The 25950-nt window shown below is 67.9% G+C and carries 21 protein-coding genes; 4 read left to right on the plus strand and 17 right to left on the minus strand.

The window, feature by feature from the left end; all coding sequences use genetic code 11:
- Positions 1-495 (plus strand): 4Fe-4S dicluster domain-containing protein (locus tag E5198_RS01640; protein WP_178084033.1); only part of this gene is annotated, 495 nt, incomplete at its 5' end.
- Positions 496-561: 66 nt separating this feature from the next.
- Here the strand turns inward: E5198_RS01640 and E5198_RS01645 are convergent.
- The gene (locus E5198_RS01645) at positions 562-1473 is read right to left on the minus strand and encodes a LysR family transcriptional regulator (protein WP_136488278.1); all 912 of its coding nucleotides are present in this window, start codon (positions 1471-1473) and stop codon (positions 562-564) included.
- Between the two features lie 99 nt (positions 1474-1572).
- Here E5198_RS01645 and E5198_RS01650 point away from each other — a divergent pair, with 99 nt between their 5' ends.
- Entirely contained in the window at positions 1573-2904 is a 1332-nt protein-coding gene (locus E5198_RS01650; protein ID WP_136488279.1) for an aspartate aminotransferase family protein, read from the plus strand.
- A 112-nt stretch (positions 2905-3016) separates the two neighbouring features.
- Here E5198_RS01650 and E5198_RS01655 read toward each other — a convergent pair whose 3' ends face one another.
- The 7 genes from E5198_RS01655 to E5198_RS01685 all read right to left on the minus strand — a co-directional run bounded on the left by E5198_RS01655 (position 3017) and on the right by E5198_RS01685 (position 14604).
- Entirely contained in the window at positions 3017-4678 is a 1662-nt protein-coding gene (locus E5198_RS01655; protein ID WP_136488280.1) for a fatty acid--CoA ligase, read from the minus strand.
- A gap of 302 nt (positions 4679-4980) precedes the next feature.
- Positions 4981-6759, minus strand: a complete 1779-nt coding sequence (locus E5198_RS01660) for an acyl-CoA dehydrogenase C-terminal domain-containing protein (RefSeq protein WP_136488281.1) — start codon at positions 6757-6759, stop codon at positions 4981-4983.
- A 55-nt stretch (positions 6760-6814) separates the two neighbouring features.
- Positions 6815-9373, minus strand: a complete 2559-nt coding sequence (locus E5198_RS01665) for an RND family transporter (protein ID WP_136488282.1) — start codon at positions 9371-9373, stop codon at positions 6815-6817.
- A gap of 29 nt (positions 9374-9402) precedes the next feature.
- Positions 9403-10476 (minus strand): YCF48-related protein, encoded by a 1074-nt coding sequence (locus tag E5198_RS01670; RefSeq protein ID WP_136488283.1) that lies wholly within the window; start codon positions 10474-10476, stop codon positions 9403-9405.
- Between the two features lie 143 nt (positions 10477-10619).
- Positions 10620-11978 (minus strand): DUF1329 domain-containing protein, encoded by a 1359-nt coding sequence (locus E5198_RS01675; protein ID WP_136488284.1) that lies wholly within the window; start codon positions 11976-11978, stop codon positions 10620-10622.
- Between the two features lie 39 nt (positions 11979-12017).
- A complete protein-coding gene (locus tag E5198_RS01680; protein WP_136488285.1) occupies positions 12018-13946 on the minus strand; it encodes a DUF1302 domain-containing protein in 1929 nt (642 codons plus the stop codon).
- An 82-nt stretch (positions 13947-14028) separates the two neighbouring features.
- Positions 14029-14604 (minus strand): alpha/beta hydrolase, encoded by a 576-nt coding sequence (locus E5198_RS01685; RefSeq protein ID WP_136488286.1) that lies wholly within the window; start codon positions 14602-14604, stop codon positions 14029-14031.
- Between the two features lie 280 nt (positions 14605-14884).
- On the opposite strand from E5198_RS01685, the gene E5198_RS01690 reads away from it, so the two are divergent.
- Positions 14885-15898 carry an AraC family transcriptional regulator gene (locus tag E5198_RS01690; protein WP_136488287.1) on the plus strand — a complete coding sequence of 338 codons (1014 nt, stop codon included), beginning with the start codon at positions 14885-14887 and terminating at the stop codon, positions 15896-15898.
- 68 nt (positions 15899-15966) lie between these two features.
- Here E5198_RS01690 and E5198_RS01695 read toward each other — a convergent pair whose 3' ends face one another.
- The 9 genes from E5198_RS01695 to E5198_RS01735 all read right to left on the minus strand — a co-directional run bounded on the left by E5198_RS01695 (position 15967) and on the right by E5198_RS01735 (position 24611).
- A complete protein-coding gene (locus E5198_RS01695) occupies positions 15967-16977 on the minus strand; it encodes a YeiH family protein (RefSeq protein ID WP_136488288.1) in 1011 nt (336 codons plus the stop codon).
- On the minus strand, positions 16974-17303 hold the full coding sequence (locus E5198_RS01700) for a Rieske 2Fe-2S domain-containing protein (protein ID WP_136488289.1): 330 nt from the start codon (positions 17301-17303) through the stop codon (positions 16974-16976). The genes E5198_RS01695 and E5198_RS01700 overlap by 4 nt, the downstream gene beginning before the upstream one ends.
- Positions 17300-17959 (minus strand): DsbA family oxidoreductase, encoded by a 660-nt coding sequence (locus E5198_RS01705; RefSeq protein WP_136488290.1) that lies wholly within the window; start codon positions 17957-17959, stop codon positions 17300-17302. The genes E5198_RS01700 and E5198_RS01705 overlap by 4 nt, the downstream gene beginning before the upstream one ends.
- Positions 17956-19287, minus strand: coding sequence for an MFS transporter (locus E5198_RS01710; protein WP_136488291.1), 1332 nt, complete (start codon positions 19285-19287; stop codon positions 17956-17958). Before E5198_RS01710 ends, E5198_RS01705 begins: the two co-directional genes overlap by 4 nt.
- Positions 19288-19437: 150 nt before the next feature.
- On the minus strand, positions 19438-20490 hold the full coding sequence (locus E5198_RS01715; RefSeq protein WP_136488292.1) for a 3-keto-5-aminohexanoate cleavage protein: 1053 nt from the start codon (positions 20488-20490) through the stop codon (positions 19438-19440).
- A gap of 81 nt (positions 20491-20571) precedes the next feature.
- Positions 20572-21420 (minus strand): TauD/TfdA family dioxygenase, encoded by an 849-nt coding sequence (locus E5198_RS01720; RefSeq protein ID WP_136488293.1) that lies wholly within the window; start codon positions 21418-21420, stop codon positions 20572-20574.
- Positions 21421-21431: 11 nt separating this feature from the next.
- On the minus strand, positions 21432-22412 hold the full coding sequence (locus E5198_RS01725) for a quinone oxidoreductase (RefSeq protein WP_136488294.1): 981 nt from the start codon (positions 22410-22412) through the stop codon (positions 21432-21434).
- Positions 22413-22656: 244 nt separating this feature from the next.
- Positions 22657-23712, minus strand: a complete 1056-nt coding sequence (locus tag E5198_RS01730) for a 3-keto-5-aminohexanoate cleavage protein (protein WP_136488295.1) — start codon at positions 23710-23712, stop codon at positions 22657-22659.
- Between the two features lie 50 nt (positions 23713-23762).
- Positions 23763-24611: a TauD/TfdA family dioxygenase gene (locus E5198_RS01735; RefSeq protein ID WP_136488296.1), complete on the minus strand. Its 849-nt coding sequence runs from the start codon at positions 24609-24611 to the stop codon at positions 23763-23765.
- Positions 24612-24955: 344 nt separating this feature from the next.
- Here E5198_RS01735 and E5198_RS01740 point away from each other — a divergent pair, with 344 nt between their 5' ends.
- The gene (locus E5198_RS01740; protein ID WP_218569027.1) at positions 24956-25939 is read left to right on the plus strand and encodes a site-specific integrase; all 984 of its coding nucleotides are present in this window, start codon (positions 24956-24958) and stop codon (positions 25937-25939) included.
- Positions 25940-25950: the final 11 nt, after the last annotated feature.

The following is a 25950-nucleotide window of genomic DNA, read 5'->3' on the forward strand; positions in this document are numbered from 1 at the left end:
CGCAACTTCGGCGCGGCGATACACAAGTTCGGCGCCATCCTCGGCGGCGCGTTCAACTTCGTCGACCAGAACCTGTTCGGCGGCAAGATCCCGCTGACCCTGCACGACAACAAGCCGGACCACGCCTGCCTGAAGCCCGCCGCCCAGTCGACCAAGATCGACTACCCCAAGCCGGACGGCAAGCTGAGCTTCGACAAGCTGTCCTCGGTGTTCCTCTCCAACACCAACCACGAGGAAGACCAGCCCTGCCACCTCAAGCTGGCCGATGCCTCGATCCCGCTGGCGAAGAACCTGCCGCTCTTCGATGAGCCGGCGCAGCGCTACTGCCCGGCCGGGGTGTACGAGATCGTCACCCAGGAAAGCGGCGAGAAGAAGTTCCAGATCAACGCGCAGAACTGCGTGCACTGCAAGACCTGCGACATCAAGGACCCGGCGCAGAACATCACCTGGATGACCCCGGAGGGCACCGGCGGGCCGACCTATCCCAACATGTGACGGCATGGTCCGCTCGGCTCCCCGCTGAGCCGAGCGGGCGGCAGCGGGCCCGGTCCTGAGCAGGATTCAGCGGGTGTGCTGCAAGGCGTCGAGGAAGTGCTCGAGGATCAGGTTCTGCCGGCACCCCTTGCGGGTGGCGACCGCCAGCCGGACGTCGAAGGACAGGCGCTGCGGATTCAGCGGCGCCATCAGCCCCCGGTCCACCCAGGTCGCCGCGTAGTGATCGGGCAGGAAGCCGATGTAGCCGCCGGTGAGGATCAGGAAGGCGATGCCCTCGCGGTCGGTGGCCGAGGCGGCGGCGTTGAGCCGCTGGTGCAGGCCGATCGCCTCGGCGGTCATCCCGTAGCTGGGCACCACCGCATCGGCGCGCCCCAGTTCCTCGTCGCTCACCGTGGCGGCGCGGGCGAACAGCGGGTGCTCGTGGCTGCAGTACAGGCACGAGCGCTCCTCGTAGAGCAGGCTGTACTCCAGCCCCGACAGCGGGGTGATCAGCGGCAGCGCACCGACGTGCAGGCGCCCGTCCAGCAGCCCGCGCTCGATTTCGCCCGGCTTGCTCATGCTGATGTTGATGCGCACCCCGGCACCCTGCGCCCGCAGCCCCCTGAGGGCATGGGTGATGCGCATCCGCGGCTGGGTCACCAAGTTGTTGACGATGCCGATGTTGAGGTCGCCGCGCAGCTGCCGGTGCAGCAGGTTGACCTCGCTGCGGAAACCCTCGATGGCCGCCAGTACCACCTCGCCGGCACGCAGCACCTCGCGGCCCTCGTCGGTGAGGGCGAAGCCGGCCCGACCGCGCTGGCACAGGCGCATGCCCAGGCGCTTCTCCAGGTCGCTCATGTGCAGGCTGATCGCCGAGCGGCTGATGCCCAGGGCGCTTTCGGCGGCGGAGAAGCTGCCGCACTCGGCCACCGTCTTGAACAGCCGCAGCAGGCGCAGGTCGAAGTCGCTGACCTGGCTCAGGGGAGTCTTCCGGGGCATACGTGAGCGTTTCCGAAAGTCGAGTTGAGAAGATTCAGATTTAACTCACCCAACCTTCCGGCACAAGCTGGCTGCACGCCCACTCGCCGGGACCCCGTCATGAACCAGCGCCTGCTCGCCAGCCAGCTCAAGCTGGATGCCCACTGGATGCCCTTCTCCGCCAACCGCAACTTCCAGCGCGACCCGCGGCTGATCGTCGGCGCCGAAGGCAGCTGGCTGCTCGACAGCGACGGGCGCCGGGTCTACGACGGCCTGTCCGGACTGTGGACCTGCGGCGCCGGCCATGCGCGCCAGGAGATCCGGGAGGCGGTGGCCAGGCAGCTCGGCACCCTCGACTACTCGCCGGGCTTCCAGTTCGGCCACCCGCTGTCGTTCCGGCTGGCCGAGCAGATCGCCGAGCTGACCCCGGGCGAGCTGAACCACGTGTTCTTCACCGGCTCGGGCTCCGAGTGCGCCGACACCGCGGTGAAGATGGCCAAGGCCTACTGGCGCCTGAAGGGCCAGCCGAGCAAGACCAGGTTCATCGGCCGCGCCCGCGGCTACCACGGGGTCAACATCGCCGGCACCAGCCTCGGCGGCATCGGCGGCAACCGCAAGATGTACGGCCAGCTGATGGACGTCGACCACCTGCCGCACACCCTGCTGCCGGAACTGGCCTTCACCCGCGGCATGGCCGAGAGCGGCGGCGTGGCGCTGGCCAACGAGCTGCTCAAGCTGATCGAGCTGCACGACGCCTCCAACATCGCCGCGGTGATCGTCGAGCCGATGTCCGGTTCGGCCGGGGTCATAGTGCCGCCGCAGGGCTACCTGCAGCGCCTGCGCGAGATCTGCGATGCGCACAACATCCTGCTGATCTTCGACGAGGTGATCACCGCATTCGGCCGCCTCGGCAGGTGGACCGGCGCCGAGTACTTCGGCGTGACCCCGGACCTGATGAACGTGGCCAAGCAGATCACCAACGGCGCCATCCCCATGGGCGCGGTGATCGCCAGCCGCGAGATCTACGAGACCTTCATGCAGCAGAACAGCCCGGAGTACGCCGTCGAGTTCACCCACGGCTACACCTACTCGGCGCACCCGGTGGCCTGCGCCGCCGCCCTGGCCACCCTGGAGCTGCTGAAGAAGGACAACCTGATCCAGCAGTCCGCCGAGCTGGCGCCGCACTTCGAGCAGGCGCTACACGGCCTGAAGGGCGCCAGGCACGTGGTCGACATCCGCAACTGCGGCCTGGCCGGCGCCCTGCAGCTCGCCCCGCGCGACGGCGACGCCATCGTCCGCCCGTTCGAGACCGGCATGGCACTGTGGAAGGCCGGCTTCTACGCGCGTTTCGGCGGCGACACCCTGCAGTTCGGCCCGACCTTCAACGCCCGGCCGGAAGACCTCGACCGTCTGTTCGACGCGGTCGGCCAGGCCCTGCAGGGCGTCGCCTGATTGCCGCCAGTCACCCGACAAACCCAATCCATGTTGCCCCACCCGCGCGGCGGGGCCTGTCGAGCCAGGGAAAATCTGATGACCGGCCCCCCGAGAGTCAGCCGGTCATCGCTCAGGCAGTGGTCGCGACCGCAGCCAGCTCGGTCTCGCGGATCAGCTTCTTGTTGATCTTGCCGACACTGGTCTTGGGGATGTCGGCGACGAAACGGATCTGCCGCGGAATCGCCCACTTGTTGATGTGGCCGCTTGCCACGAACTGCTGCAGGTGCACCTCGATGGCCTGCTGGTCGAGGTTCTCGCCCGGCGCGCAGACCACCAGGGCCAGCGGCCGCTCGCCCCACTGCTCGTCGGGAATGCCCACCACGGCCACCGAGGCGACCGCCGCGTGCTGGCTGATCAGGCTCTCCAGCTCCAGCGAGCTGATCCACTCGCCGCCGGTCTTGATCACGTCCTTGATGCGGTCCTTGATCTCCACCACACCGCGCGCGTCGATCGAGGCCATGTCGCCGGTGTGCAGCCAGCCGCCGTCCCACAGTTCGGCGCCCTTCTCCGCCTCCTTCAGGTAGCCCTGGGTCAGCCAGGGCGCACGCACCACGATCTCGCCCAGCGCCGCGCCATCGTGCGGCACGTCGTTGCCGGCGCCGTCGACGATGCGCAGGTCGACCAGCGGGATCGGCACACCGGTCTTGATGCGCTCCGGCAGCTGCTCGTCCATCGGCAGGGCGAGGTCCTCGGCGCGCAGGTGGGTCAGGGTCAGCAGCGGACAGGTCTCGGACATGCCGTAGCCGGCATGGATGAGCATGCCCTGCTGGCTGGCCTGACGCGCCAGGCCGAGGGTCAGCGCGCTGCCGCCGAGCAGCATCTTCCAGCCGGCGAAGTCGGTCTGCTTGCCCTGCTCGCAGTCCAGCATCATCTGCAGGATGGTCGGCACGCAGTGGGAGAAGGTCACCCCCTCCTCGCGGAACAGGCGGACCAGCAGGTTCGGCTCGTAGCGGCCGGGGTAGACCTGCTTGACGCCCATCGCCGTGGCCACGTAGGGCACGCCCCAGGCATGCACGTGGAACATCGGGGTGATCGGCATGTACACGTCGCTGGAGCGCAGCAACGGCTGGCCCTCCCAGCCGGCGAAGGTGCCCAGCTCGTTGAGGGTGTGCAGCACCAGCTGGCGGTGGGTGAAGTACACGCCCTTCGGATGGCCGGTGGTGCCGGTGGTGTAGAACAGGGTCGCCACCGAGTTCTCGTCGAAGTCGGGGAACTCGAAGTGGCTGGCGGCACCGGCCAGCAGCGCCTCGTACTCGCCCACCAGCGGCAGCTGCGTGGCCTTGGCATCGCTCTCGGTGAGCTGCACGTAGCCCTTCACGGTAGCCAGCTCGCCGTGGATCTGCTCCAGCAGCGGCAGGAAGTCGTCATGCACCAGGACGATGTCGTCCTCGGCATGGTTCATGGTGTAGATGATCTGCTCCGGCGACAGGCGCACGTTCACCGTGTGCAGCACCGCACCGAGCATCGGCACGGCGAAGAAGCACTCCAGCGAGCGGTGGCTGTCCCAGTCCAGCAGCGCCACGGTGTCGCCGGCCTTGATGCCGGCAGCGCTCAGCGCGTTGGCCAGGCGCTGGATGCGCTCGTTGAGAGTGCGGTAGCTGTAGCGCAGCTTGTCGGAGTAGACGATTTGCTGGTCCGGCTGGTAGCGCACCCCGGACAGCAGCAGGCGCTTGATCAGCAGCTGGTAGTTGTAGGCACCTTGCGCAGGCGGAATTATTTTTGTCATCGCCATGTTTGTGTTCCCGACTTTGCCAATCTGAAATTTGGGTTCGCTGCACGCGGGGAAGCCGGTATCCGCACCGGCCGGAGCACGCGACCGGAGGGCCTGATTCCCCTATGGAGCGAACAGTAAATAGCCCTCCCCTCGACCGCTTCACATTCCACGCCACACACTTGTCATTTGATGACAACCTGTACTTCTGCAGGGCGTGCGTGGCCCGCCGCTGCAGCGCGGAAAGCGGGGAATGAGGAGATGGGGGTAAGCGGCGCCGCCACGCCCCGGCTAAAGGGCGTGGCGAGCGCGGAGGGACGCGATCAGAACTGCTCGGCGTCCAGCAGGTACAGGCTCTCGCTGCCGGCGCGCACCGAGGCGCTCAGCGAGTGGATACGCGGCAGCAGGCGCGCGAAGTAGAAGCGCGCGGTGCCGAGCTTGCTGGCGTAGAAGTCGTCCTCGCCCTGCCTGGCCAGCGCCACGGCGGCCATGCGCGCCCACAGGTAGGCGTACACGGTGTAGCCGAAGGTGTGCAGGTACTCGACCGAGGCGGCGCCGATCTCGTTGGGGTTGGTCTGCGCCTTGTCGATCACCCAGGCGGTCAGCGCGTCGAGGTTGTCCACCGCGGCCTTGAGCGGCGCAGTGAACTCGGCCAGCGAGGCGTCGGCGCCGGCTATGAAGGCATTGATCTCCTCGGACAGGTGGCGGTAGTAGCTGCCGCCGCTGGCGACCACCTTGCGGCCCATCAGGTCCAGCGACTGGATGCCGTTGGTGCCTTCGTAGATCTGGGTGATGCGGCAGTCGCGGATCAGCTGCTCCTGGCCCCACTCGCGGATGTAGCCGTGGCCGCCGAACACCTGCTGGCCGTGGATGGTGGTTTCCAGGCCCATGTCGGTGAGGAAGGCCTTGGCCACCGGGGTCAGCAGGGCAACCAGCTCCTCGGCGCGCTTGCGGGTGGCGGCGTCCTCGCTGTACTTGGCGAGGTCGAGCTGCAGGGCCACGAAGCTGGAGAAGGCGCGGCCGCCCTCGTTGAGCGCCTTCATGGTCAGCAGCATGCGGCGCACGTCCGGATGCACGATGATCGGGTCGGCCGCCTTGTCCTTCGCCACCGCACCGGTCGGCGCGCGGCTCTGGATGCGCTCGCGGGCATATTCCACGGCGTTCTGGTAGGAGCGCTCGCCGAGGGCCAGGCCCTGGATGCCGACGCCCAGGCGCTCGTAGTTCATCATGGTGAACATGGCGTTGAGGCCCTTGTTCACTTCGCCGACCAGGTAACCGGTGGCGCCGTCGAAGTTCATCACGCAGGTGGCCGAGGCCTTGATGCCCATCTTGTGCTCGATGGAGCCGCAGCTCACCGCGTTGCGCTCGCCCAGCGCGCCGTCGGCCTCGACCATCACCTTGGGCACCAGGAACAGCGAGATGCCCTTGGGACCGGCCGGCGCATCCGGCAGCTTGGCCAGCACCAGATGGATGAGGTTCTCGGACAGGTCCTGCTCGCCGCCAGTGATGAAGATCTTGGTGCCGCTGACCTTGTAGCTGCCGTCGGCCTGCGGCTCGGCCCGGGTGCGGATGATGCCGAGGTCGGTGCCGGCATGCGGCTCGGTCAGGCACATGGAGCCGGCCCAGCGGCCTTCGTACATGGCCGGCAGGTACTGCGCCTTCAGCTCCTCGCTGGCGTGGTTGAGGATCGCCAGGCAGGCGCCGGCGGTCAGCATCGGATACAGGGCGAAGGACAGGTTGGCCGAGTTGACCATCTCCTCGACCTGGGCGCCGATCACCTTGGGCATGCCCATGCCGCCGAACTCTGGCGAGCCGCCGACGCCGACCCAGCCGCCTTCGGCGTAGGTGCGCCAGGCCGCGGGGAAACCGGCCGGGGTCTTCACGGCGCCGTCGTGCCAGGAGCAGCCTTCCTCGTCGCCGCTGCGGTTCAGCGGGGCGATCACCCCGGCAGTGACCTTGCCGGCCTCCTCGAGGATGGCGCGTGCGGTGTCGGCGTCGACGACCTCGGCCAGCGCCGGCAACTCGGCCCACAGTTTGGAAACTTCGAAGACTTCATTGAGCACGAAGTCCATGTCGCGAAGGGGCGCTTTGTAATCGGACATTGGTAACACTCACCCTGATTTCTGTTGTTGTAGTAGTAGCCGTCGTTGCGGCCATTCACCGCTGTTTTTGTATCAGGCCACGATCGGCGCATGCTTCGAACTCGGGGTGGATTTGCGGGTTGACCTGGGCCTGGGCCCGGGTGGAACCGCTCTCCACCTGGCGCACGGCGACCGTGCCACTGCGTTTGTCCGGCAGCAGGAAGTAGGATAGCGCCGGGATCAGGATCAGTGCGCCGAGCATGTTCCACAGGAACATGAAGGTCAGCAGGATGCCCATGTCGGCCTGGAACTTGATCGGCGACCAGGCCCAGCCCACCACGCCGGCGGCCAGGGTGATGCCGACCAGGCCGACCACCCGGCCGGTGAAGGCCACGGCGTTCTCGTAGGCGTCGGACAGCGACATGCCCTGGCGCTGGTAGTGCAGCTGCACGCTGAGCAGGTACAGCGCGTAGTCGACGCCGATGCCCACGCCGAGGGCGATCACCGGCAGGGTCGCCACCTTCACGCCGATGCCCATGGCCACCATCAGCGCCTCGCAGAGCACCGAGGTGAGCACCAGCGGCAGCAGCGCCACCAGGGTCGCCCGCCAGCTGCGGAAGGTGAACAGGCAGAACACGGTCACCGCCAGGTAGACGAACAGCAGCATGGTGCGGTTGGCCTCGCGGACCACGATGTTGGTGGCCGCCTCGATGCCGGCGCTGCCGGCGGCGAGCAGGAACTGGCGCTCCTCGCTGCTGTTCTCGCGGGCGAAGCGGTCGGCGATGGCCACCACTTCATCCAGGGTCTCGGCCTTGTGGTCCTTGAGGTAGGCGATCACCGGCATCACCGAGCAGTCGCTGTTGAACAGCTCGGGGGCGTTCACCGAGGCCTGCTGGGCGGCGTAGTTCAGCATGTCCTGGTTGCGCTGGATGCTGTTCATCTTCGGGTTGCCCTCGAAGGTGCCGGCGGTGATCTGGCGCACCGCGTTGACCAGCGACACGGTGGTCTGCACCCCCGGATGCTGCTGCAGCTCCCAGGCCAGGCGGTCGGCGAGGACCAGGGTCTGGTAGTTGAGGCAGCCTTCCGGCGCGGTCTTGACCATCACTGCGAACAGGTCGCTGGACAGCGCGTAGTGGCTGGTGATGTAGGCGTTGTCGCGGTTGTAGCGGGAATCCTCCCGCAGTTCCGGGGCGCCGCTGTCCAGATCGCCGATCTTCAGCTGCAGGCTGGCGATGAAGCCGCCGATGCCCATCAGCGTCGCCACCAGCACCGCACCGGTCGCCCACTTGCGGGAGGTGAACAGGTCGAGCAGGTCCCACAGCTTGCCGAAACCGCGATGCTGGGCGGCCCGCGAGTCGATGCGCAGGGCGCGCTCGGCGGCCTTGCTGCCGACGCCGATGTAGGACAGCGCCACCGGCATCAGCAGCAGCGAGGTGAAGATCAGCACGGCCACGCCGATGCTGGCGGTGACCGCCAGGTCCTGGATCACCGGGATGTCGATCAGCATCAGCACGGCGAAGCCCACCGCGTCGGCCAGCAGCGCGGTGACCCCGGCGATGAACAGGCGGCGGAAGGTGTAGCGCGCGGCGATCTGCTTGTGGGTGCCGCGGCCGATGTCCTGCATGATGCCGTTCATCTTCTGCGCCGCGTGCGACACGCCGATGGCGAAGATCAGGAACGGCACCAGGATCGAATAGGGATCGATGGCGTAGCCCATCCAGGCGACGATGCCCAGCTGCCAGCCCACCGCGGCCAGCGAGCAGCCGACCACCAGCAGGGTGCTGCGCACGCAGCGGGTGTAGAGGAAGATGATCACCAGCGAGGTGACCACCGCCAGGGCGAAGAACAGCATCACCTGGATCAGGCCGTCGATCAGGTCGCCCATCAGCTTGGCGAAGCCGATCACGCGGATCTTGTACTTGCCGCTGCCCTCCTCGCCGCTCGCCGCCGCCTTGGCGTCGCCGGCGAACTCGTACTTGGCACGCAGCTTCTCCTCGAGCATCTGCGAGAACTTGTGGTAGTCGATGCCGTGGCCGGTGGCCGAGTCCTGGTCGAGCAGCGGCACGATCAGCATGGTCGACTTCAGGTCGCTGGCCACCAGGCTGCCGACGATGCCGGCGCGGTTGATGTTCTGGCGCAGCTGCTCGATGTCGGCCGGCGAACCCGCGTAGTTGTCGGGCATCACCGGGCCGCCCTGGAAGCCTTCCTCGGTGACCTCGGTCCAGCGCACCGCCGGGCTCCACAGCGACTTCATCCAGGCGCGGTCGACGCCCTCGGCGAGGAACAGCTCGTCGTTGACCTGCTTGAGAACATCCAGGTACTCGGGATCGAAGATGTCGCCCTGGGTGTTCTCCACCACCACCCGCACCGAGTTGCCCAGGCCGCGCAGCGATTTGCGGTTCTCCAGGAAATTCTGGATGTAGGGCTGGCTCTGCGGAATCATCTTGTCGAAGCTGGGACGCAGCTCCAGGCGGGTGACGGCCATGTAGCCCAGCACCACGGTGACCAGCGCCATCATCAGCATGAACAGCGGCCGGTAGTTGAACACCAGGCGCTCCAGCAGATTGCCGGAGCGCGGGTCGAACTCACGCAAGTCGCGGATCACCGGCATGGTGTCTTGCTTGATATTGCCCATGTCTGGGTACTCGCTCTGTTTTCTTATCGTTATTCGACGGGCAGCGCACGCACGCCACGTTCACCGACCAGCACCAGGCCGGCGCTGCCGGCGGGTGCGGCGCCGGCCACCGGCGCCAGGCTCTGCTGCGGCACCAGCACCACGCCCGCGCCATCGTCACGCCCGCGCAGGGCATGGCCGGCGAGGCTGAACAGCCAGATGTCGCCGCCGGCATCCAGGGCGCCGGCGGTGATGCTCACCGGCAGACCGGTGTCCACCTGGCTCCAGCTCTGCCCGCCGTCGCTGCTGCGGAACACGTGGCCGCGCAGGCCGTAGGCGAACACTTCGCCGGGCTTGCCGACCACGCCGAACCAGGTGCCCTGGTAGGGCGACGGCAGCGCCGCGAAGCGCTGCTGGCCGGCATCCCACTTGAGCAGCAGGCCCTGCTCGCCGGCGAGGTACAGCTCGTCGCCGACCGCGGCGATGGCGTTGAGGTGCAGGCTCTGCGGGTTGTCGGTGCGATCCTGCATGGGCACCCAGCTCCGGCCGCCATCCTCGGTACGCAGGATCAGGTTGAACACGCCGACCAGGTAGCCGCGCTTGTCGTCGGCGAACCACACATCGAGCAGCGGCTTGTCGGCGCCCTCGGCGACCAGGCGCTCGCCCTCGGCGACGAACTGCGCCCACTGCTCGTTGTCCGGCTCGGCGCTGGCCAGCGCCTGGTAGTGGGCCAGCACCCGCTCGCCGATCTGCCGGCCGTCGAGCTGCCTGACCCAGCTGGCGCCGCCGTCGCTGCTGTGCAGCACCACGCCGTCGTTGCCGACCGCCCAACCCTGCTTCGCAGTCGGGAAATGCACGGCGTTGAGATCGGAACTGACCGGCACGCTGGCCTGCTGCCAGTTCTTGCCGGCATCGTCGGAATACAGGATGTGCCCGCGCTGGCCGACCGCCACCAGCCGCTCACCGGCCCGTGCCACGTCGCGCAGCGGGCTGCGCGTCGCCAGGGCGCTCGGCTTGGCCGGCAGGTCCAGCACATCCACGAAGGTGGCTGCCTGGGCGATGCCCTGCAGCGAGCCCAGTGCGATACCCAGCGCCAGCAGCGCGGACTTCTTGAAGGAACCCATTACCGCGTCCTCTTGGGGAAACCGTACCGGGTCGCGGCGAGGCGCCACCCGGAATCACGTCGCATCGGGAGCCGCAAGGCTCCCGGCCGCCACCCTTCGCCGTCCTGAATGGCGAGGGGTGGCGGCCTGTCGCAGAGCCTTGCTCAGCGGATGCCGGCGCCGGCCAGGGACTCCGGCGACCACTGGGTCTTGGAGAGCGGCGCGATGTACTTGATGCCGCCGTACGGGCCGACCACGCCGTTGATGTTGTAGGTGCCGCCGATCAGGTCGTAGATCATGAACGGGGTGGCGTCCGGGGTCTGCTTGTCGTAGCTCTGGGTCAGGAAGGCGAAGGAGCCGCGGTACAGCTGGCCACGGGCGTCATACTGGTCGGACGCCAGGGCGACCCAGCTGTCCTCGTCCAGGTAGAAGCGACGCTTGTGGTAGATGTGGCGGGCGTTGCCCTTCAGGGTGCCTTCCACCACCCACACGCGGTGCTTCTCCCAGCGCACCGCATCCGGATTCAGGTGGTTGGCGGTGGTCAGCTGCTTGGGATCGGTGGCGTAGGTCAGCTTGTAGGTGTTGTACGGAACGTACATCTCCTTCTTGCCTTCCAGCTTCCAGTCGTAGCGGTCCAGCGCGCCGTTGAACACGAACACGTCGTCGTAGGTGCCGGAGCCGGAGGTGCCGGGGTTCGGGGTGTCGTAGGCCAGGTTGGGCGCCAGCTTGACGCGACGCTGGCCGGGCAGGTACTGCCAGGCGCTGCGCGGCTGCACCAGCGGGTTGGCGGCGTCGCGCAGCATGATGGCCTCGCCGGCGCGGCGGGCCGGCGCGGTGTAGGCCAGCTTCATCTGGTAGTAGGTGTCCTTGGCGCCGATCGGCTTGTTCATGTCCTCGTAGATCGGATAGCTGATGTGCGCCTGGCCGGTGGTGGACAGGGTCGCCTTGCCGGCCGCATCGACGTTCCACGAGTCGTACTTGGAGGCGATGCTCACGCCCTGGTAGCGCAGCAGGAAGTTCCACATCGCCTCGGCGCCGCTCTTCGGGATCGGGAAGGGAATGCCCGGCAGGACGTTCTCGACGGCGCTGCCGCCTTCCTTGGACTGCGCGTTGCTGGCGTTCTTCAGGGTGTTGGCGAGCACGTCCGGCGGCAGCGCCACGCTGCGGTGGGTCGGGTAGACGTCGACGCGGAAAGTCGGGAAGCGCCTGGCCAGCTCGACGGTGGTGGCGGTCAGTTGGTCCTTGTACTGGTCGACGTTCTTGCCGTCGATGCTCAGCAGCGGCTTCTCGCCGGCGAACGGATCGGGGCGCATGGAGTCGCCGTTCTTGAAACCGGCCGGCGGGGTGGTCAGGCCGCCCTGGTAGGCGGGGATGGCGCCGTCGGCGCTGGCGGCCGCATCGGCGCCGACCTTGGTCAGGCTGGCGCCGAGCCTGGCGGCTTCATCGGCGGATACGGCGGCATGGGCCTGGCCGGCGATGGCCAGGGCGAGAGAGGCTGCGATCAGGGTGTGCACGAATTTCATATTGTTGTTTTCCTGCTCTAAGGCTGAGAAATACGCGGATCAGAAGGTGGTCTTGAGGGTCAGGTAGACCGCGCCGCGGTCTTCCGTGGTCGAACCACCACCGGAGAAGGACGAGTAGCCGCCGCCGTAGCAGGTGTAGTCCTGCTCGCCGTCGAAGGCGTTCGGGGTCGAGCCGTCGGTCTGGCCGTCATGGCAGGCCTTGGCCTCGCCGAAGGCGTCCACGTATTTCAGGTCGACGAAGTACTGGTTGTAGATGGCGGCGCTCAGGCCGACCGAGTAGTTGCCGGTGTCCTCCGCGCCACCGCCCTGCACCGGGGAAACGCCATCCAGGCCAAGGTTGACGGAAACCGGCATGCTCAGATCGACGCCGGGGACGACCTGGTACCAGGTCGGGGTGAAGTTGACGCCGATGCCCCAGTTGTCGCGGGTCGGCTTGTCGATGCCACGGTAGGTGCTCTTGCCCTTGTACAGCGCCTCGTTGTTGCCATCGAGCTCCAGCAGGTTGCTGTAGTACAGCTCGCCCAGCAGGGTGGCGGCATCGAACAGCGGGGTGTCGCCGATGGTCATCAGGCCGTTGAGGGTCCAGTGCAGGGTGTCGCCGGTGGCGCTCAGGCCGTCGCCGTCGCCCGGCACGTCGTAGATCACCCCGGTGCCTGCCGAGCGCGGCGGCAGCAGGCCGAAGCCGTTGCCCAGGCCGGTCGAGCTGGTCGAACTGACGATCGCCGGGATGCTGGCCAGCGGCATGTTGTGGCGGATGTTCAGGTCGCTGCCGACGCTGATGCCGGCGATCTCCTTGGACAGGCTGATGCCGTAGATGTCGATGTCGTCGGCGTAGGCGAACTGGTAGGTGGCAGTCTGCAGCGAGTTGTACAGGTTGGCGATCGGGCCACCGGCACCGGTGACGGTCAGGCCGCGGGCGTCCAGCCAGGCCTGCGGCAGGATCTCCGAGCTGTTGCGGTAGTAGACGCCCAGGGTGCCGTCCAGCCACTCCGGCGACCACTTGGCCATCACGCCCCAGTCGCCGCGCTTGTCGGGGTTGAGGTCGTCGCCGCGGCGGATGGTGGTCAGCGCGCCCTGGACCGGGATCAGCCCGGGAGTGCCGGTGTGACCGAGCAGGAAGCTCTGCGCGCCCTCGCCCACCAGGTCGGAACCGCCGTAGTAGGTGCCGGCCTCCGGCAGGCGGGCGGCGTCCCACTCGAGGAAGTACTGGGCGCCGATGGTCAGCTCCGGGTTGACCTGGAAGGAGGCGGAAATCTGGTTGCGCGGGACGAACAGCTCCTTGGCCTCGGTGCCCGGCGAGGCGGCCAGCTTGGCCAGGTCCAGGCCCGACTGGCCGTAGCTCAGCGAGTGCACCGGGTTGAGCAGGGTCTCGCCCCAGAACAGGTTGTGCTGGCCGATCTTGGTGCTGAATACCGACTGCTCGCCCACCTCGGTCTTGTAGAACACGAAGGCGTCGAGGATCTCGCCGGACGGGCCGCTGTAGTAGCGCTGCGCGTAGTTGCTCAGGTGCGGGCTGCCCAGCGGGACACCGGTACCCGGCAGGCCGCCGATGCCCGGATTGATGCCGGACTGGTCGCCGTTGCCGTTGACGAACGGATTGGAGTTGGAGCCGGTGTTGTCGTAGGCCTTGTCGTACCAGGCCGCGCCGCTGACGCGAAAGCCCATCGACTCCTGGTAGATCACGTCCAGCTCGGACAGCAGGTCGACCCGGTTGGTGATGTTGGTGCCCGACTTGCGGAAGTTGTAGTCGCCGTCGTTGTTGTTCGGAGAGCCCAGGAAGCGCTTGCCGGCACTCTCGGTACGCACGCCGTAGTTGTACTTGGCGGTGTTGTCGAAGCGCACCGACCAGTCCTCGCTGCCGGTGTCGATCTCGACGGCGTGGGCGGCGGGCAGCGAGGCCAGCATGATGGCGGTGGCCAGCAGGCTGCGACGCAGCGGGGTTGCACCGAGAGTTTGCTTGTTATGCATTGCGTTGACTCCGCTTGTTTTTATTGTTGTTGACGATGAAGCGCTTTCAGAGAGCGGCGGCCTGGGCGACCGGTTGCGACGCCTACGCCTGCCGGCGGTCCAGAGCCAGCACGAACTCCTCGGCCTGCGGCCAGGGCCCGTAGCCGGCGGCCGGATTCAGGTGACCGACGGCCCCGCAGTTGACCAGCTCGCTGCCCCACTGCCCGGCCAGGCGGGCCACCGCTTCGAAGCTGGCCAGGTGATCGTTGCTGCTGGCCGCGACCAGGCTCGGGAACGGCAGCGGGCCGGCGGGCAGCGGATCCCAGCCGTTGGCGCGCAGGGTTTCCGGGGTCGGGTAGCCTTGCGGCCACTGGGCATCGAGATCCGGCGGCGCGGCCAGCAGCGCGCCCCTGATGTCATGGCGGTAACGTGCCGCCCAGTGCGCCACCATCAGCACGCCGGCGCTGTGCGCCACCAGGATCACCGGGCCGTCGATCTGCGCCAGCTCGCGCTGGATCGCCTCGACCCGCGCGGCGCAGCTGAGCTTGTCGGTCTCCAGCGGCGGCACCGAGCGCACCCTGGCCAGGCGGGCTTCCAGCAGCGTCTGCCAGTGCTCGGCCACATGGTCGCGCAGGCCGGGAACGATCAGGACGGTTGCGGCGGTTTGCAGTTTTTCCACGTCAGCACCATTGCTCTCGATATTCGGGTCGGCCAGCCAGCCGACGGCTTGAGATCAACAGTAAAGAGCGCTCCCCCGACCCGCTTTACATTCCGCGACAGGCAGTTTTCATTTGATGACAGGCGCCTTGCCACCCGCCCGACTCGCCATCCCGCCGCCGAGACCCGCCGAAACGGCCGTGGCAGAGCGATCACGGCTTTTCATTTGGCGACGCCAGGGCTATAAGTGGTGTCCCCGCCAGCGTAGCGGGACGCCATTTGCAAAACGTGGAAACAACAAGATGACCGCCCTCGCCCGAGCCGCCGTGCTCACCAACTACCAGGAAGTCGCCCGCCACCTGGGCCTCAACGCCCTCAGCCTGCTCGCCCGCTTCGGCCTCAGCCAGAGCCAGCTCGACGACCCCAACCAGCGCATTCCGGTCGCCGCCGCGGTCAACCTGCTCGAGGAATCGGCGCGGGTCAGCGGCTGCGAGTCGTTCGGCCTGCGCATGGCCGAACTGCGCCAGCTGTCGGATTTCGGCGAGGTCAGCCTGCTGCTCAGCCACCAGCGCACCCTGCGCGACGCCCTGCAGGTGATCGTGCAGTACCGCCACCTGCTCAACGACTCGCTGGCGATCTTCATCGAGGAGGCGGGGAAGACGGTGATCATCCGCGAGGAAGTGATCACCGACGAGCCGACGCGCAGCCGCCAGGCCAGCGAGCTGGCGGTCGCCGTGATGCACCGCTTCTGCGCCGCCCTGCTCGGCGCGCACTGGCACCCGATCAGCGTCAACTTCACCCACGAGGCGCCGGCCGACCTGACCGTGCACCGGCGCATCTTCGGCTGCAAGCTGGAGTTCGGCAGCGAGTTCAACGGCATCGTCTGCCCCGCCGCCGACCTGGACGCCGCCAACCCGCTGGCCAACGAGGCCATGGCGCGGCATGCCCGGCGCTACCTGGATTCGCTGCACACCGAGGGCGAGAGTTCGCTGGTGTTCGACGTGCGCAAGAGCATCTACCTGCTGCTGCCGATGGGCCGCGCCACCATCGAGCAGATCGCCCAGACCCAGGGCATGAACGTGCGCACCCTGCAGCGCCGCCTGGAGGAAGGCGGCGCCACCTTCAGCGAGCTGATCAACGGCGTGCGCCGCGACCTGGTGATCCGCTACCTGGAGAACCCCGGCTATTCGCTCGGGCGCATCGCCGACATGCTCGGCTACTCGATGCCCAGCTCCTTCACCCGCTGGTTCATCGCCCAGTTCGGCATGCCGCCGGCGAGCTGGCGCGCGCAGCACGGCGTGGTGCCGCGCAAGTAGCGGCAGGGCCCTCGGCGGACAGCCGCCACTGGGCCTTGTCCGTCAGCGGGTAATCTGCAGCGCGGCGATCACAGCCCCCAGTGCATCAGCGCCAGCACCAGCGCGACCAGGAAGGCGGTCTCGCCCACCATCAGCAGGATCGGCTTGATGCCCACCGCGGCCAGTTCCTTGAGCTGGGTCTTCATGCCCAGGGCGCTGATCGAGATCACCAGGCACCAGCGCGACAGCTCGTTGACCCCGCCCTGCACCAGCGTCGGCACCCAGCCGGTGCTGTTGACGCAGGCGAGGATCAGGAAGCCGACGGCGAACCAGGGCAGCAGCGGCGGGCGCTTGCCGGTCGGGTCGGCGCCCTGCATGCGGGTGATCATCGCCGCGCAGACGATCACCGGCAGCAGCATGGCGACGCGCATCAGTTTGACCACGGTGGCGGTGTCGCCGGTTTCCGGGGACATGCTGTAGCCGGCGCCGACCACCTGGGCGACGTCGTGGATGGTGGCGCCGAGGAACACCCCGGCGTCCTGCGGCGACAGGCCGAACCAGTTGGCGATCATCGGATAGAGGATCATCGCCACGGTGGACAGCGCCGACACGCCGATCACGGTGAACAGGGTGGCGCGTTCCTTCTGTGGGTGATTGGGCAGCGCGGCGGACAGCGCCAGCGCCGCCGAGGCACCGCAGATGGCGGTGGCGCCACCGGTGAGCATGCCGAACAGGCGCTGGAAGCCGAGCGCCCTGGCCGCCACCATCGACACGCTGATGGTCACTGCCACCAGGATCACCACCAGCGCCACCGGCTTCCAGCCGAGGCCGGCGATCTGCTCCAGGGTGATGCGCATGCCCAACAGGCACACGCCGATGCGCAGCACGGTGCGCGCGGTGAACTCGATGCCGACCTTGCACTTGCCGTCCGCGGACAGGAAGTTGAGCGCCATGCCCAGCAGCAGGGCGAACAGCATCACCGGCGCGCCGTAGTGCTCGGAGAGGAAGGTCGCCGCCGCGGCGACGATCAGGCTGACCATGAAGCCCGGCGCCAGTTCGCGCACGCGGCTGGGGAAGGAAACGAGAGCGATGGCGCTCATTGAGCGGACTCCTCGGAAGCGATGACGATGAACAGCCGGCCGTCTGCCTGCAGCTCGACCGGATAGCTGGCGACCTTGAGCGCGGTCGAGTTGAGCAGGTAGCCGCTGGCCAGGTTGAAGCGCAGGCCGTGGGCGCAGCACTGGATCACCCGGCCGTCCAGGCGCCCGCCGCACAGCGAGGCGCCCTGGTGCGGGCAGCTGTCGTCGATGGCGTAGAACTGGCCGTCGACGTTGAACAGCGCCAGGCTCTTGCCGGCGGACTCGACCAGCGCACGCCCACCGGACGCTGGCACCTTCGCCGCCGGCACTTCGATATGGCGGCTCATGCCGGCTGCTCCCGACGCTGCAGCGCGGCGTGCATGGCGCCGAGCAGCACTTCGGTCGACTGCGCCCCGGACACCGTCAGCTGGCGATCGAAGACGAAACACGGCACACCACCGGCGGCCATGCTGGCCGCCTCGCCGTAGAACGGGCTGCCATCGCCGCGCAGGCTGTCGACCAGCTCAGTCGCGGCGAAGCCACAGGACTCGGCGGCGATCAGCAGAGTCGCGGGATCGCCGAGATCCTCGCCGTTGTGAAAGTAGGCGGCGAACAGCCGCTCCAGCAGCGCCTCGACCTGCTCCGCGCTGCCGATGGCGGCGGCGCGCTGCAGCAGGCGGTGGGCGTCGGCGGTGTTGGGCATGCGCAGGATGCGCGCGAAGTCGATGTCCACCCCGGCGGCGCTGGCTGCCTCGCGCACCTGGGCCTGGCGCAGACGCACCGCCTGCTCGCTGCCGAGGCGGCGCAGGTAGAACTCGGCGAATGGCACGCCCGCGGCCGGCAGGTCCGGCAGCAGCTGCACGCCGCGCCACTGGATTGTCACCGCCACGTCCGGCCGGGTGGCGCGCAGGCGGGCCAGCGCGCGCTCCAGCTGGCGCTTGCCGATCAGGCACCAGGGGCAGATGAAGTCGAAGAACACCTCGATATGCAGCGGCTGGCTCACGACTGGGCCTCCAGTGCCGCTTCGCTGGCGGTTTCCTCGACGCCCTCGCCCTGCAGGCGGGCCATGTCGTTCAGGTAGTAGCGCTTGGCGTAGAAGAACACCGCCGCCGCCGCGATGCTGACCAGCGGCACCAGCTGGAAGGCGTTGTCCAGGCCGATCAGGTCGGACACCTTGCCGGTGAGCAGCGGGCCGGTGGCGAGGCCCAGCATGTTGTTGGCCAGGGTCAGGGTGGCGAACGCGGTGCCGTGCACGGTGTAGTGGGTCAGGTTGGCGACCATGGCGCCGGCCGGGCCGGAGGTTCCGGCGGCGATCAGCATGCCCAGGCAGATCAGCGCCAGCTGGGCGGGGCCGGCCGGCAGGGCGAAGGCCGCCGACAGCAGCAGGCAGCTGCCCAGGCAGTAGCCGATGGCCAGGCCGATCTTGCGATCCGGGCGGTTGCGGCACATACGGTCGCTGAGCATGCCGCAGAGGATCATGCCGACACCGCTGCACAGCACGATGATGGCGGCGACGCCACCGGCCTGGTCGGTGCCCATCCCGTAGTAGCGGTTCAGGTAGCTGGGCATCCAGACGATCACGGTGCCGCCGACGAACAGCTGCAGGCCGCTGCCGACGTAGGCGCAGATCACCGAGCGGCTGGAGTACAGGGTACGCAGCGGGCGCTGGGCCTTGAGCGCCGCCTTACTGGCGGCGTCGACGATGCGCTGGGGCGCGATCTTCGCCTCGCGCACGATGACCGGATAGAGCAGCGCCAGGGCCAGGCCGAACAGCGCCATGCCGGCGAACGCCCAGCGCCAGCCGAAGTGCTGGGCCATCACCCCGCCGAGGGCCATGCCCAGCACCGAGCCGAACATGCCGCCGGAGATGAACGCGCCGGACAGGGTGGCACGCATCTCGCGCGGGAACACCGAGACCACCACGGCGATGCCGACGCTGCCGTAGGCGGCCTCGCCGACGCCGACCAGGAAGCGGGCGACGAACATCTGCTCGTAGCTCTCCGCCAGCGCGCAGCCCAGGGTCGCCAGGCTCCACAGCACCGCCATGATGGTCAGGCTCCTGACCCGGCCAAAGCGGTCGGCGAGCAGCGACAGCGGGAAGGTCAGCAGGCCGACCATCAATGCGACAATGCCGCTGAGCAGGCCGAGCTGGGCATCGCTGAGCGCCCATTCGCCCTTGAGCATGGGGAATACGGCGTTGAGCACCTGCCGCGACATGTAGTCGGAGATCAGCAGGCCAAAGGTCAGGGCGAAGACGATCCAGGCGTAGCGGCGCGGGATGCCGATGGAGGTGTCTTCGCCGTCGTCGGCGGTGGGGTGGTAGGCGGCCATGCTGCCTCCTTGTGTCTGTCTGGCGTAGGTAATTGTTGTTATGGGTCATGCCTGACCGGTTCTGCAAAGGCTTCGCCCGGGGTGAAGCCTTTGCGCAACCTTTGTTTGTACCGCGCAGGCGGGCCGGCGGTGCGCCGGCCCGCTTGAGGGTCAGCCGCGCTGCGGCACGCCCTTCTGCCCCGGCTTGCGGTTCGGCGCCATGCCGTTGGCCAGCAGGGTTTCCTCGACGGTCTCGTACTGCACGCCGATGCGGTAGATATCGCGCGCTTCCTTGCCGTTGGCCACTTCGCGGCCCAGCTCGTGGGCGACGCGCACGCACTGCTGGATCTGCTCGACCGAGGTCATGCGCTGACCGTGCTGGCCGACGATGGTGTCCTCGATGCCGCAGCGCGGGTGCAGGCCCATGGACATGGCCATCATGTTGAACGGCAGCACGTTCTTCAGCAGCGACTCGGCGGTCAGGGTGCAGCCGTCCGGCGCGCGGTGGATGAAGTTGAAGAAGTTGAACGGGTTGGGGCCGTCGAAACCGCCGCCGATGCCGATCCAGGTCAGGTTCAGCGGGCCCTTGTAGACGCCCTTGCGCACCAGGCGCTCGAGGGTTTCCAGGGCGTGCATGCCGGTCAGCTGGAAGTGCGGCTGGATGCCGTTGGCGCACAGGCGCTTCAAGTGCTCCTCGACCCAGGCCGGGCCGGCCGGCACGGTCATCTCGCTGTAGGCGGCCTGGAACGCCGGATTGGCCAGGGAGGTGCCTTCCAGGTATTCCGGATAGAGCAGCTCCATGATGTTCATCTGGGTGGTGTTGATCGCCACGGTGACCTGATCCGGCTTCGGGGTCAGCTCGGCCAGCATGTGGCGGGTGTCGTCGGAGAGCCACTTGGCCGCCTCGCCCTCGCCTTCCGGAGCGAAGGAGATCGAGCCGCCGACCTGGATGATCATCTCCGGCACGGCCTCGCGCACGCCCTTGATCAGCTCGTTGAACTTGGACAGGCGCTTGGAGCCGGTGCCGTCCAGCTCGCGCACGTGCAGGTGCAGCACGGTGGCGCCGGCCTCGTAGCAGTCGACGGCCTTCTGCACCTGCTCGTCCATGGTCACCGGGATGTCTTCCGGGAAGTCTTCGGGCATCCATTCCGGGCCGTAGGGGGCGACGGTGATGACCACCTTCTCCATGTTTTCGGGGTGCAGGGAATCGTCGAAGAATTGCATGTTGTGATCCTCGGTCTTGTTATTTGGCCACCCCGTTCGGGCCGGGGCGGCGATGGCATGCACGCAGGGGTGACGTGTGGTTCAGAACGGCTTGTCGCCGATGATTCCGGCGCGTTCCATCTTGCGATGGCACGGCGGGTAGTCCATGACGGCGTAGTGCTGGGTGCTGCGGTTGTCCCAGATGGCGATGCTGTTGGGCTTCCAGCGCCAGCGCACCTGGTACTCCGGGATGTAGGCCTGGCTGATCAGGTAGCGCAGCAGGTCGCTGCCGCCCATGTTGTAGTCCTGACCGACGCGCACGTGGTCCGGAGTGTGGTAGTTGCTGAAGTGGGTGGTGAAGGCGTTGACGAACAGCACCTTCTCGCCGGTCTCCGGATGGATGCGCACCACCGGGTGCTCGGCGTCCGGGTACTGGGCCTTGAGCGCCAGGCGCTTCTCGATCGGCATGGCCGCGCCGAAGCTGGCCTCGATGCTGTGGCGGGCGCGCAGGCCCTCGATCTTCACCTTCACCTCGTCGGGCAGGCGCTCGTAGGCCAGCACCATGTTGGCCCACATGGTGTCGCCGCCCACCGGCGGGCACTCCACGCAGCGCAGCACGCAGCCCAGCGGCGGCGCCTCGCGCCAGGTGGCGTCGGTGTGCCAGGCGTTCTCGTAGCGGTCCATCGGCTGGTCGGGGCGCTTGTAGATCTGCACCAGGCCCGGATGCTCCGGGTCGCTGCCGGCCACCGGGTGGTCCTCCAGCTCGCCGAAGCGGCGGGCGAAGGCCACGTGCTCGGCGCGGCTGATGTCCTGGTCGCGCAGGAACAGCACGCGGTGCCTGAGCAGCTGGGCGCGGATCTCGGCGAACAGGCCGTCATCGTGGATGGCGTCGGCCAGCCTGACGCCGACCAGCTCGGCGCCGATGGCGCAGGTCAGTTGTTCGACTTGCATGGCGGGCCTCCTCAGATGACGAAGATCGACGAGCCGGTGGTCTTGCGCGACTCCAGGTCGCGGTGGGCTTCCACGGCGTCCTGCAGGGCGTAGTGCTGGTTGATCTCGATCCTGATGCGGCCGCTGCCGACATGATCGAACAGCTCGCCGGCCAGGTCGGCCTTCTCGGCCGGGTCGGCGATGTAGTCGGCCAGCGCCGGACGGGTCAGGTACAGCGAGCCCTTCATCGCCAGCATGACCGGGTCGAAGGCCGGGATCGGGCCGGAGGCGGTGCCGACGCAGACCAGCAGGCCGCGGCGCTTGAGCGAGTCCAGCGAGGCCATGAAGGTGTTCTTGCCGACGCTGTCGAACACCACGTTGACGCCGACGCCATCGGTCAGCTCGCGGACGCGCTTGGCGACGTCCTCAACGCTGTAGTTGATGGTGTGGTCGCAGCCGTGGGCGCGTGCGACTTCCGCCTTGGCCTCGGTGGACACGGTGCCGATCACGGTGAGGCCGAGCAGCTTGGCCCACTGCGCGACGATCAGGCCGACACCGCCGGCGGCGGCGTGCAGCAGGACGGTGTCGCCGGCCTTGAAGTCGTAGATGCGGCGCATCAGGTAGGCCGAGGTCAGGCCGCGCATGGTCATCGCCGCGGCGGTCTCGAAGGCGATGGTTTCCGGCAGCTTGATCAGCGGCGCGGCCGGGATCAGGCGCTCGGTCGAGTAGGCGCCGAGGGTGTTGAGAAAGCCGGTGTAGGTGACGCGATCGCCGACCGCCACGTTGGTGACGCCCTCGCCCACCGCTTCCACCACGCCGGAGGCTTCCACGCCCATGCCGTTGGGCAGCGGGATCGGGTAGGTGCCGTTGCGGAAGTAGGTGTCGGCGTAGTTCAGGCCGACCGCCACGTGGCGCAGGCGGACCTGTCCCGGTCCGGGCTCGCCGACCTCGACGTCCTCGTAGCGCAGGACCTCGGGACCCCCGGTTTCATAGAAGCGTACGGCTTTGGCCATGTTTTTCTCCCAATGCATTCCTGTTGAGCAATACCGCTCGTGTAGTAGGGAATTTAGGGAGTTGCCCCTTCCTGCGCTTCTCATCGGGCGACAGCGGTTTTTCATTTCATGACAACCGCTGGGGATTCCTGCCTCTCCGTGCGCCGCACGCAAAAAAGCCGGCAGGCGCGGCAGGCCTGCATCTGCATGCAGGTCCCGCCGGGCGTGCCGGCAAGGCTCAGCTCAGCGCTGGCCGCTCAAGGAATCAGGCGTGCTGGGTGAAACCCACCTGACCCGGTTTGCGGTTGGGGGCGAAGCCGTTCCTGGCCAGGGTCTCGTCGGCGTCCTTGTAGAAGGTGCCGATCCTGTAGATCTCGCGCGCTTCCTGGCCATTGGCGACCTCGCGGCCGAACTCGCGGGAGAGGCGCACCAGCTGCTCGATCTGCTCGACGGTGGTCATCTTGGCGGTCTGCTTCTGGTTCCAGATGTTGTCCTCGATGCCGCAGCGCACGTGCAGGCCCAGGGCGATGGCCATCATGTTCAGCGGCAGCACGTTGCGCATGCTGGTTTCCAGGGTCAGCACCGAGCCGTCCGGGCAGGCGCGCACGAAGTTGGCCAGGTCGTAGGGGTTGGGCGAGTCGAAACCGCCGCCGATGGCCACCCAGGTGAGGATCAGCGGCACGTTGCACACGCCGCGACGCATCATGCGCTCGACGGTGTTGAGCTGGGTGATGTTGGCCAGCTGGAAGTGGGTCTGGATGCCCTTGTCGCTCAGGCGGCGGATGTGCTCCTCGACCCAGGCCGGGCCGGCCGGGATGGTCATCTCCTGGTAGGCCTTGAGCATCACCGGATCGGCCAGCGAGGTGCCGCGGATGTCGGCGGCGGTCATCTGCTCGCAGACGTTCATCTGGTTGGTGTTGATGGCGATGGTCACCTGGTCCGGCGTCGGGGTCAGCTCGGCCAGCATGTGGCGGGTGTCGTCGGACAGCCACTTGGCGACGTCGCCGTCGTTCTCCGGGGCGAAGGAGATCGAGCCGCCGACCTGCAGGATCATCCCCGGGCAGGCTTCGCGGATGCCGGCCAGCAGTTCGTTGAACTTGGACAGGCGCTTGGAGCCCTTGCCGTCCTCCTCGCGGACGTGCACGTGCAGCACGGTGGCGCCGGCGTTGTAGCAGTCGACGGCCTTCTGGATCTGCGCCTCCATGCTCACCGGGATGTCTTCCGGGAAGTCGGACGGCATCCATTCCGGGCCGTAGGGCGCGGCGGTGATGACCAGTTTCTGCATGTTCTCGACGAACAGGGAACCATCGATGAAGTTCATGGCGTTTTCCTCGGATTGCTCGGTGTTGTGCTTGTTGTGCTGTTCGGATTTCAGAAGGGCTTGTCGCCGACGATGGCCGCGCGCTCCATCTTGCGATGGCAGGCCGGGTAGTCCATGACCGCGTAATGCTGGGTGCTGCGGTTGTCCCAGATGGCGATGCTGTTGGGCTTCCAGCGCCAGCGCACCTGGTACTCGGGGATGTACGCCTGGCCGATCAGGTAGCGCAGCAGGTCGCTGGCGCCCATGCTGTAGTCTTGGCCGAAGCGCACGCGCTCCTTGGTGTGGAAGTTGGTGAAGTGGGTGGTGAAGGCGTTGACGAAGAGGATCTTCTCGCCGGTTTCCGGATGGGTGCGCACCACCGGGTGTTCGGCGTCCGGGTACTGGGCCTTCATCGCCAGGCGCTGCTCGAGCGGCATGGCGGCGGCGAAGGACGCTTCGAAGCTGTGGTTGGCGCGCAGGCCCTCGATCTGCTCCTTGATCGCCAGCGGCAGGCGCTCGTAGGCCAGCACCATGTTCGCCCACATGGTGTCGCCACCCACCGGCGGGCACTCCACGCAGCGCAGCACGCAGCCCAGCGCCGGGGTCTCGCGCCAGGTGCCGTCGGTGTGCCAGGCGTTCTCGTAGCGGTCGATCGGCTGGTCGGGGCGCTTGTATATCTGCACCAGGCCCGGCGCCTGCGGATGGGTCGGCGCCATCGGGTGGTCCTCCAGCGCGCCGAAGCGGCGGGCGAAGGCCACGTGATCCGGACGGGAAATGTCCTGATCGCGCAGGAACAGCACCTTGTTCTGCAGCAGCAGGCCCTTGATCTCGTTGAACAGGCCATCGTCATGGACGGCATCGGCGAGGTTCACGCCGAGCAGTTCGGCGCCAATACTGCAGGTGAGTGGTTCTACGCGCATCTTGTTGTTCTCCTCTTGGGCGAAGGTCTTCGGCCGGGCGAGGCGCCGGATGGCGGGGCTCGCCGGGCAGGCCGTGAGGAGGAATTTAGGGAGGCACCAGGCTGCCGGCCTTTCATTTGGCGACAGTGGCTTTTCATTTCATGACCAGATCCCCGCCGCCACCGGCGAGCTGCAGCGACCTTTGATCTGGGTCAGTTTTATCCGGCCGGGCTGGACGCCCGCAGGAGGCGCCGCAATGGGCCGGGCAGACCGAGCTGCAGGGCGCTCCGTTTCCGTCGCTGCCCTGGGATAAGATGGCCGCCATTCATCAGGTTCGAGAGCGCACCGGCAGCGGCGCAGGGTCAATGGCAATGAACGAGGTCGAGCGCTACATCGAGGCCGGCACGCGGGAGAACACCCGGCGCAGCTACCGGTCGGCCGTCGAGCACTTCGAGGTGACCTGGGGCGGCTTCCTGCCGGCCAGCAGCGAGAGCATCCTCCGCTACCTCGCCGCCTACGCCGACCAACTGGCCTTCAGCACCCTCAAGCAGCGCCTCGCGGCGCTGGCGCAGTGGCACAACAGCCAGGGCTTTCCCGATCCGACCAAGGCGCCGGCGGTGCGCCAGGTGCTGCGCGGCATCCGCGCCCTGCACCCGCAGCAGGCCAGGCAGGCGGCGCCGCTGCAGGTGCTGCACCTGCAGCAGGCGGTGGACTGGCTGGAGCGCGAGGCGGCGCAGGCGGCCGAGTGCGACGACCTCGCCAGCCTGCGGCGCTGCCGGCGCGATGCGGCGCTGCTGCTGGTCGGCTTCTGGCGCGGCTTTCGCAGCGACGAGCTGTGCCGCCTGCGCGTCGAGGACATCCGCGCCGAGGCCGGCGTGGGGATGACCCTGTACCTGCCGCACAGCAAGGGCGACCGCGACCACCACGGCACCACCTACCAGGCGCCGGCGTTGCGGCGGCTGTGCCCGGTGGCCGCCTACCTGAACTGGATCGAGGTGGCCGGCATCGCCCACGGCCCGGTGTTCCGCCGCATCGACCGCTGGGGCCACCTGGGCGAGGATGGCCTGCACGCCAGCAGCCTGATCGCCCTGCTGCGCCGCATCCTCGAGCGCGCCGGCGTGCCGGCCGAGGCCTACACCAGCCACTCGCTGCGCCGCGGCTTCGCCACCTGGGCCACCCGCAACGGCTGGGACCTCAAGGCGCTGATGAGCTACGTGGGCTGGCGCGACGTGAAGTCGGCGATGCGCTACATCGACCCGGCCATCTCCTTCGGCGGCCTGGCGCTGCGGCCGGCCGAAGCCGACGGCTCGCGGCAGCGGCTGCCGCCGCCCTACGGCGACGGGAACTGAGGAAGACGACC

It is taken from the genome of Pseudomonas sp. A-1 (assembly GCF_004801855.1).
GTDB lineage: Bacteria > Pseudomonadota > Gammaproteobacteria > Pseudomonadales > Pseudomonadaceae > Geopseudomonas.

Coding starts and splice junctions, on each gene's coding strand:
- E5198_RS01715 (WP_136488292.1), bottom strand. CDS start 20,490: ATGCAATTCTTCGACGATTCCCTGCACCCCGAAAACATGGAGAAGGTG.
- E5198_RS01720 (WP_136488293.1), bottom strand. CDS start 21,420: ATGCAAGTCGAACAACTGACCTGCGCCATCGGCGCCGAGCTGGTCGGC.
- E5198_RS01690 (WP_136488287.1), top strand. CDS start 14,885: ATGACCGCCCTCGCCCGAGCCGCCGTGCTCACCAACTACCAGGAAGTC.
- E5198_RS01700 (WP_136488289.1), bottom strand. CDS start 17,303: ATGAGCCGCCATATCGAAGTGCCGGCGGCGAAGGTGCCAGCGTCCGGT.
- E5198_RS01695 (WP_136488288.1), bottom strand. CDS start 16,977: ATGAGCGCCATCGCTCTCGTTTCCTTCCCCAGCCGCGTGCGCGAACTG.
- E5198_RS01670 (WP_136488283.1), bottom strand. CDS start 10,476: ATGGGTTCCTTCAAGAAGTCCGCGCTGCTGGCGCTGGGTATCGCACTG.
- E5198_RS01665 (WP_136488282.1), bottom strand. CDS start 9,373: ATGGGCAATATCAAGCAAGACACCATGCCGGTGATCCGCGACTTGCGT.
- E5198_RS01740 (WP_218569027.1), top strand. CDS start 24,956: ATGGCAATGAACGAGGTCGAGCGCTACATCGAGGCCGGCACGCGGGAG.
- E5198_RS01645 (WP_136488278.1), bottom strand. CDS start 1,473: ATGCCCCGGAAGACTCCCCTGAGCCAGGTCAGCGACTTCGACCTGCGC.
- E5198_RS01650 (WP_136488279.1), top strand. CDS start 1,573: ATGAACCAGCGCCTGCTCGCCAGCCAGCTCAAGCTGGATGCCCACTGG.
- E5198_RS01680 (WP_136488285.1), bottom strand. CDS start 13,946: ATGCATAACAAGCAAACTCTCGGTGCAACCCCGCTGCGTCGCAGCCTG.
- E5198_RS01710 (WP_136488291.1), bottom strand. CDS start 19,287: ATGGCCGCCTACCACCCCACCGCCGACGACGGCGAAGACACCTCCATC.
- E5198_RS01675 (WP_136488284.1), bottom strand. CDS start 11,978: ATGAAATTCGTGCACACCCTGATCGCAGCCTCTCTCGCCCTGGCCATC.
- E5198_RS01655 (WP_136488280.1), bottom strand. CDS start 4,678: ATGGCGATGACAAAAATAATTCCGCCTGCGCAAGGTGCCTACAACTAC.
- E5198_RS01735 (WP_136488296.1), bottom strand. CDS start 24,611: ATGCGCGTAGAACCACTCACCTGCAGTATTGGCGCCGAACTGCTCGGC.
- E5198_RS01660 (WP_136488281.1), bottom strand. CDS start 6,759: ATGTCCGATTACAAAGCGCCCCTTCGCGACATGGACTTCGTGCTCAAT.
- E5198_RS01725 (WP_136488294.1), bottom strand. CDS start 22,412: ATGGCCAAAGCCGTACGCTTCTATGAAACCGGGGGTCCCGAGGTCCTG.
- E5198_RS01730 (WP_136488295.1), bottom strand. CDS start 23,712: ATGAACTTCATCGATGGTTCCCTGTTCGTCGAGAACATGCAGAAACTG.